Below are 8,017 nucleotides of genomic sequence, written 5' to 3' on the forward strand. Positions count from 1 at the left end.
ACGCGACTCCCCATAAAGAGTCATTAAGACGCCGGATATATGTCAAGAAACCGTTATCTCAACAGTGAAAAAAGCAGTTCAGGAAAGGTGAACTATCGAATAAAACGATAAAGAGCAAAAACAGGTTTAACCAAAAAACCTAGCCCTTACTGTTTAAGTGGCGACGATTATTTTGCACGATATCGATTATTAAATAGCAAAGAAAAAACAGTGTAACCTTGATTTATAAGGAGTGATTATATGTGTCCTGCTTTTTTTGTTATGCTTATTTGGTATAAACATGACATGAATAAACATTAAATTGATTGATACTTGATATGCAACTAATGGTATGTCATCCTATCGTCGTAATTTAATTTAAACAAAATGAAAGGTATAATAAATGAGACGCAATCTAATTTTACTATGGCTATTATCGCTAGTAAGTACCAAAGTATTTTCTGGCCCACCTTCCCCTGTACCAGAACCACAAGCTGACATTCCTAAAGTTAGTGTAGGTGGAAATGGAAGAATTTATACAAACGGAAATATGCAGCTAGAAGTAACTATTGACGTTGTATTATATGATAACCCAAAAGTAAATTGGGTTAAGTTATATACCAACGATACTAGAAATCCTCAATTATTAGAAAATGTAGAGGGATGGAAGGTCAGCGAAACTGAAAATGAGTATTTGCATTATATACCTTCCGGTACATTGGCATATCAAGAAGAGCCACAAAATTCGGAGGATACCAGATATAAACGCTGGGTGACTAGCAACTCTCCGGATCATGAAGAGATATGCGCTAGCATAAATTTAACACGGTCAGATAATGGAGAAATAGAGGAAATTACGAGCTGTCGGAAGACTAGTTCTATGTCAAGTGTCCATATTGTATCCTTACCTCCAGTTTTTTATTCTGGTAATGATTTTGAGCTTGGTGATAAATATACTTCTGCAAAAAATAGTCATGGAATCCAATATTTTGAAAACTTAAAAAGAAGACCTTATGTGCCTGAAATTTTACACGTAGAATTTGCGAATGATGATTATAAAGAAGAAACTTATCAACTGGATAGTAAACGTGCATTTTCAACACATTTTTATGGTGTAGATTCCGTTTCAATAAACCAAGCTATGACATTTGCTCTTGAAGACGAACACCATAAGAACATGAAACTTATCGAGCCGTTTTCGAAAACAGTAACCACCACACCTATCGAATACTCCGAAGGAACAGCGACAAATCCGCTTGTAATTCTAAGTTTCAAAACTTTCCATCACAAAAGCAAACATTTATGGAATGTCGATACAACAAAAGCCGGTAGCGATGAATCTTGTGACATAACTAGTGGAAATGATGGTTCGTTCGTTTATAAATGTTATGACTATAACGGTGACACAAAAACACTTAGTCATAATACTTACGCCTTACAAGAATATAGTAAAGCTGTTAACGCAGTGACAGTAACTGATCATTTTGGGACAAAGTCAATAATATTTTTGAGTACTTCTTCGGCTCGACTTTTCATTCAGTAGGCTCCATAAATTTAATAAGGAAAAAAAATGAAGAAATATTTATGCTCAGTAGGGTGTCTCACCTTAGTTTCGTTACCTTTTTTTACTCACTCTTCGGTTAATACACAAAGTTTTCCTCCAGTAGATACACCGAAAATTCATATTGTTGGAGATGGTAAAATATACTCTAATGGAGAAATGCAGTTAGAAGTTAAAGTTGATATCAGGGTCTTACACAGTAAACCCCAGTTGAATTGGGTGAAACTATATACAAATGATACTACGCTTCCAGAGCCTTTAGAGAGTGTCCCAGGCTGGGTTGTTAGTGATATTGAAAATGAATATGTGCATTACATTGCGAATGTATCAGCATTGACAACTAAAGATAACAATATCGGATCTTTATCTATTCTTGATGATAATTACGAAAGATATCGGTTCTGGGTGAGTAGTGATTTACCAGATCAGGAAGAAATCTGTGCTGTGGCAAATTATACATATGTAGATTTTAATGCCGGTGGTGAGATTATAACTGAAGAAACAAGTAGTTGTAGAACGGGTTCGGCTAATGCCTTAGTAAGCATTTTATCTCAACCACCTGTTTATCTTGACGAAAGCTATTTTACGCTAATCGTAGGGGGGACACTTTTTATTAATCCCAGAGGAACGTTTCAATTGCATATGTTGCGAAGACAAAGCTTTGCACCTCAAATAATTAAGGTGACTAATTCTGGTAGTGAATCTACAGAGACACTCATGGCAGTAACAAGTCACTCAGATCCATTCTTGCATGAGTTTTATCATGCTGATATAAAAACTATACCAAATTCTGCGACAACTTTCTTACTTGACTCGAATATCCAAAAGGACATTAAATATGTGAATAGTCATGATGCTAAGACCAGAACAAGAAACATACCATATTTATTTACTAGAGAAAGTGATCCTATGTTATTACGTCATTTAGTGCATTTTGAGTACAAAGCCGGAAGTTTTTTAAATGCAGATCCATTACTTGTTGATGCCGATGATGTTTGTTGGGTACAGCATAAAATGTCAGCAAATGACTTTGAGTCTGCATGCATCGGTTTTGATACAAGCCTATTACAATACTTTACCCACTCAATAAATAATCAAAAGAGTTTCAACGATACATTATCAACCATTGTTGTCACTGATCAATATGGTACGGATTCAGTTCTTAGCTTAACACTTTCTAATGGCAAGCTAATTCTTGATGGACAACAAAAATGAGTTCAATAGCAAGTAATGCATATAATTTTTCAGAATACATTAATTCTGGTGTAGATACCCGAACAGGGATGTTTTCTATAAGTCTTAGCTTGGGAAGTTTTATATCACATCAAGGTTCAGGCTTAATTATCCCACTATCACTCGGTTATGCAGTATCAAGTAACTTTGACTCTGGTTTTGGATGTGGTTGGAGTATTCCAATTAGTTCTTTTAACAATACAAGCCGTATTCTTTCACTTTCATCTGGTCAATCTTTTGTCATTGAAAAAAGCACAACTAGTAGCGAGTTCGATATACCATATAGAAGACTAAAAGATATTTCCGTATCCGAGGTGAGTACTACAGGGGAATTAAAAATTGCTTATAAAGATGGCAAACATGAATTTGTTAATATTGAAAAAGGTACGCTAAATAAAGTAGTTTCACCAAATGGCTTAGAAATATACTATGACCATAGTAGAGTTAATGGAAATGAAATATTATGGAGAATCGCTGATACTCCGATAGAAGGCACAGGACATGAAGTTATAATTGACTGGTGGACTGAAAAATGGCTTACACGTATTTATTTCTATAACAACGGAACTTTATATAAGTCACTCGTATGTTATAAGAGCTCAGGATCTTCAGGTAAGAAATTGAAAAAAATTGACTTTTCTGAAGGTTTAAGCATGTCTCTTGAATATCTTTATTCTAGCATTAGTGGCTATGAACTTATTACAGAGGTAGCTCATCCTACGGGCCTTATTGAACATATCACCTACTTCGAGCCTGGACATGCAACAGCATCAGGATCACCACTTAGTAACATACCATATGTTACTAATCATAGTGTTATATACGGGACTAACCAACCTAATCGAAGTATCAGCTACAGCTATTCAGATAAAAACTATCTCGGTGCATACAGCAGTGAAAGTTGGCTACCATACCAGGATACGTTATTCAGAGTAAGAAGTGATTATAAATATACATCAACAGAAGTGATAAATAATGAGATAATGATTATTAGAACATTCAATAAATATCACTCTCAAGACTCTGAGTTCATTTATCATATGAATGAACAACAACAATATATTCTCTTCCAAGAAGACAAATTTGAATATTTTTCTGACCTTAGCAAACGTATTGACTATCAACCTCCTAAATATACCCTATTGAAAAAGAAAGAAATGATCATGTATCAAGAAAATAAAACTAGATCTTTTGTTTCAATCTTTGATTATGATGACTATGCCAATGAAATATATAGAAAAACTCCTGATGGAACAGAGTATATCACTATTTACTATCCATTAGAAGGCAGCAGTGAATGCCCTCCAGCCCCCGATAATATAGTTGCTTTTATATCATTTCAAAAGGTTATCCCGCGGATTAATATTGATGGTAGTCGCGATAAACCTCAAGTCAATCAGTTTACTTATACTTCCTTGCCTAAACTACATGACGATAATGAGTACTTTGTTCTTTTAAAAGAGAAAAACATGGGTACTGATAATGCACTATGGATGAAAGGAGTCTTGGAATATTTTAATGATAGTGAAAACTTTCTTACATATGGTAGATCGAGTAGATCATCCTTAACTCATAATACGCATACACGAACTCAGGGGTTTGTTTATAGTTATATTAATGGAGAGTGCTCCATAACAATTAATTTACTTACACATGATGGTCTTGAAATCTCTACCGAGTCTGTTGTTGAGTGCTTGACTGGAAACTTAACTAAGGTTGTTGATGAAAGTGGAATTGTCCAACTAAGTAATTTCGACTCATTAGGTCGAACCATAAAAACCACAACTTCCCCAAATACACCAGAGGAATCAATTACTCTGTACTCGTATAATTTTGGTTCAGGTAATTTATCGATAACGACAACTGAATTAAATGGTGTTGCTGAAAAGAAAACATTTAACAACGCCGGAAAAATTATAATGGAAGAAGTGGTAGATAGTAATGGTATTTTCTTACCAATTACTGAATATTACTATGATTCGTATGGCCGGTGTCTTGAGGAAGTCGATATTGATTGGTTCTCTGATATTGAAAATAGGATTGCTACAAATTCTGAATATTCTCTCTCTGGAGAAATAAAGCGAGTTCTACATAGTGATGGACGCGAAGAACTCTACGACTCAAACTTTGCTGATCTTTCTCATACTTATGAACTCAAAGGGTTATTTAGAGTTTATACCGAAGTTGATTTATTTGGTAATGAGATTTTTAAAGAAACATATGACTCTAATAATAATTTAATTCTTAAGACTATTAATGAATACGATGGTTATTCAAATCTAATATCACAAACAGATATTAAAGGGAGAACAACACGCTATGAATATGACCAGTGGCAACGTGTAATTTCTATTACAAAAAATGTTGATGGTGAGGCAGTTATACAGAACTATGAATACTGCCGTTTTGCACAGGAAAATCTAGCAACCAATATCAGCGTTAACCAAGTAAGTTTAGGAACTCAGGAGTACGACGGTTTGTTTAGAATGTCCTCCCGAACTTATGCTGGAGGGAAAAGTGAATTATATTCATATAATAACTCAAAATTCATGCCTTCTCATGTAATTTCAGCAAATAATAATCGACTAGAGTTTGGTTATAATAGTCAATCACAGGAGACAACATCTATTAATGTTGTAGGTCAAAATGAATTATCAATTAATTATCAATATGACGTATCAGGAAATATTAAATCTTCTATATCCTTAAATGAGAGCAGCTCGTATACTTATAACGCACTTGGGCAACTCGAATCTGAAACAATAGTAATAGATGGAGTCAGTCGCACATCTACATATAACTATTCTCTTCTTGGAAAATTAATATCATCGGTTGACTATTTTGGCAACCGAGAAGAGTATTCTTATGATCAATATGGTCGGACATCTTCCATAATAGCATATTCTAATTCTGGGGCTGTTCTTACAAATTACGAATATGATTCTTTTAGCCGAGTCATAAAAGAACGCGAGGTATATAGAACTGAAGAAATGATCACTAATCTCACATTGGATTCTTTAGGGCTAGAGTTAGTGCGAGAAGTCCTGATTAACGGGCAAACTTTGTGTCGGTTTGAACAAGATTATACAGAGTCCATACAGATCTCTAATCGCAGATTTTATAAAGATTCTCAGTTGACGACTGAGGAGTTTATATATGACTCTTTCGATCGTTTAGTTACTTATCAGGTCGCGGGCCCCAACGCACCAAAAGACGAATTTTTGAACATACTGGCTAGTCAGTCTTTTACTCATGACGTATTAAATAACATCACTGGTGTAACGACTAATTTCATTGATGAGTCTGTGAATTATACGAGTTTTACCTATATGGAACATAATCCAGTCCAGCTTAAAAGCGTCACTAATACCCATGCAGATTACCCTGCATATGTTGAGTTTCAATATGACGCAGAAGGAAATCTACTTAATGATGAAAAATTACGCAGTTACTCTTACAACGCATACGGGCAAGTAGAATCTGTTTCAGACAATGGACAATTACTTTCTAATTGTCATTATGATTCATCAGGTCAAATTATATCTAAAGTCGTAGAAGGTACTAAGACTGACTTTTATTATCAAGAAGGAGAGCTAAAGAATGAATCTTTAGGAGAAGCTCATTCTAGTTATACAGCTAGCGGACAATCAAGGCTTTATAATGGGATAACTCTTAATACACTACAGTTTATGGTCTCAAATGCGCAAGATAGCATCGTTAATACTCTGGCATTAACTGAAGATGAAACTGGTGAAATAGTTATGGCTAAAACAGAACGTAGCTACACACCATATGGAGAAGGATAAATTTATGTTAAACAAGAAAACAATGGCTTTCTCTTCAGTCTCAAGGCGCAATTTTATAAAAGGCGGAGCTGCACTCGCCGCATCTTCGATGGTGAACCCAATTGCTGGGCATGCTACTTCAATTAAAAGAAATTCTATCATTAGCAATCCATTAGGGTTCAATGGTGAATATAAAGACCCTGTAACAGGTTCTTATTTTTTAGGTAATGGCTATCGCTTTTATAGCCCAACACTTATGAGATTTAATGCCAATGACTCTCTTAGTCCCTTCGGGAAGGGGGGCGTGAATAGCTATGCTTATTGCTTGGGTGATCCTGTTAACAACAAAGATCCAAGTGGGCACCTTATTTTGTCATCTATCATCATTGGAGCCATTGTAGGAGCGACGGTTGGTGCTCTATTTAGTACCGTAACGGAGGTTGTAAAAGCGGGAATTACAGGCGAAAAACCAGATCTGAAGCAAATAGGTATCGGCGCTGCTCTCGGTGCTTTTAGTGGTGGTATCGGGGGGGCTTCAATTTTGGCGACTAAAACCTCCGTGCAAATAGGCATGGCAGTTGTGGATGCATTAGGAGCTGCAGGCATTGGAATGATCACTAATGTTAAGTTAGAGGGGCAGAGTGTAAAAGACGCTGGGTATGGAGCTTTAGTCGATATCGCAATCAACCTTAGCACTTTTGGGCTTGGTAACATCTTCGGTTCAACACAGAAAAGTATTCAGAATCGTATGCGGGTCGATTTTGAAAATTTTAGAGCTCCGAGAATGGTTATTCCTGATACAAAGAAAGCTCTCAGGGAGTCGAATGATCTTGCAAATGTTGTTCGATCTATTATACATGAACCGAAGAACAAGCACGCTAGATATATGAAGAGAAGTAAATATGCAAAAGGCTATCACGATGCTTCAGATGAGGTAAGTAGCTGGGGGACTAAAGCTGTGTGGGGTAGGTCAAACTTGAAGAATGTACCCCGTATCCAAAAATTATACTTGAAGCATTATGTAGGGAAAGGCAGTATTAAATCAATAAAGAAAAGAAATCGATCCATAGAACGTATGTATGCAGATAGTGCTGATTTCCAATTGGCTCTGCATAAGCGTAGCGTTGCTGCAAGAAGAGTTGGTTTCAGCAACATCTTGGATAAGTATGTCTTTAACACCGGACTTCCAGACGAGGATACCAAGGACCTAATCAGCTTTTTATTAAAGAACAAGCCAGAACTTCTAAACATATAATCGGGATGGTCATGTCAAAATCTGATTTGAACCACCAGTTTTGGGCATCTTATTAAAGGGGGAGCATTTCAGCGAAAAGTCCAATGTGAGTCTCCAACCCTTTATTTAAATAATAGTACAAACAGACCACATTACTCACGGCAAGATCATTATAAATTTTGAGATAAATTGAACTTTTTCAATAAGTAGCGATCAGATCACCAC

Annotated in this window: 4 protein-coding genes; all 4 read left to right on the forward strand. The window is 35.8% G+C overall.

Annotation, left to right across the window (positions count from 1 at the left end; translation table 11 throughout):
- Positions 1-382: 382 nt before the first annotated feature.
- Genes CXF74_RS19990 through CXF74_RS20005 form a run of 4 tightly spaced genes read left to right on the forward strand, consistent with a single transcriptional unit; the run spans position 383 to position 7,813 of the window.
- Positions 383-1,522, forward strand: a complete 1,140-nt coding sequence (locus CXF74_RS19990) for a hypothetical protein (RefSeq protein ID WP_101084288.1) — start codon at positions 383-385, stop codon at positions 1,520-1,522.
- A 27-nt stretch (positions 1,523-1,549) separates the two neighbouring features.
- Positions 1,550-2,755, forward strand: a complete 1,206-nt coding sequence (locus tag CXF74_RS19995) for a hypothetical protein (RefSeq protein WP_101084289.1) — start codon at positions 1,550-1,552, stop codon at positions 2,753-2,755.
- Positions 2,752-6,579 carry an RHS repeat protein gene (locus CXF74_RS20000; protein ID WP_101084290.1) on the forward strand — a complete coding sequence of 1,276 codons (3,828 nt, stop codon included), beginning with the start codon at positions 2,752-2,754 and terminating at the stop codon, positions 6,577-6,579. Before CXF74_RS19995 ends, CXF74_RS20000 begins: the two co-directional genes overlap by 4 nt.
- A 4-nt stretch (positions 6,580-6,583) precedes the next feature.
- Positions 6,584-7,813, forward strand: a complete 1,230-nt coding sequence (locus CXF74_RS20005; RefSeq protein ID WP_198552935.1) for an RHS repeat-associated core domain-containing protein — start codon at positions 6,584-6,586, stop codon at positions 7,811-7,813.
- The last annotated feature ends 204 nt before the right edge of the window (positions 7,814-8,017 follow it).

The organism is Psychromonas sp. Urea-02u-13 (genome assembly GCF_002835995.1).
Lineage (GTDB): Bacteria > Pseudomonadota > Gammaproteobacteria > Enterobacterales > Psychromonadaceae > Psychromonas.

What these genes read in the sequence shown, in the direction of transcription:
- CXF74_RS20000 (WP_101084290.1), top strand. Translation starts at nt 2,752, where the DNA reads ATGAGTTCAATAGCAAGTAATGCATATAATTTTTCAGAATACATTAAT.
- CXF74_RS20005 (WP_198552935.1), top strand. Translation starts at nt 6,584, where the DNA reads ATGTTAAACAAGAAAACAATGGCTTTCTCTTCAGTCTCAAGGCGCAAT.
- CXF74_RS19995 (WP_101084289.1), top strand. Translation starts at nt 1,550, where the DNA reads ATGAAGAAATATTTATGCTCAGTAGGGTGTCTCACCTTAGTTTCGTTA.
- CXF74_RS19990 (WP_101084288.1), top strand. Translation starts at nt 383, where the DNA reads ATGAGACGCAATCTAATTTTACTATGGCTATTATCGCTAGTAAGTACC.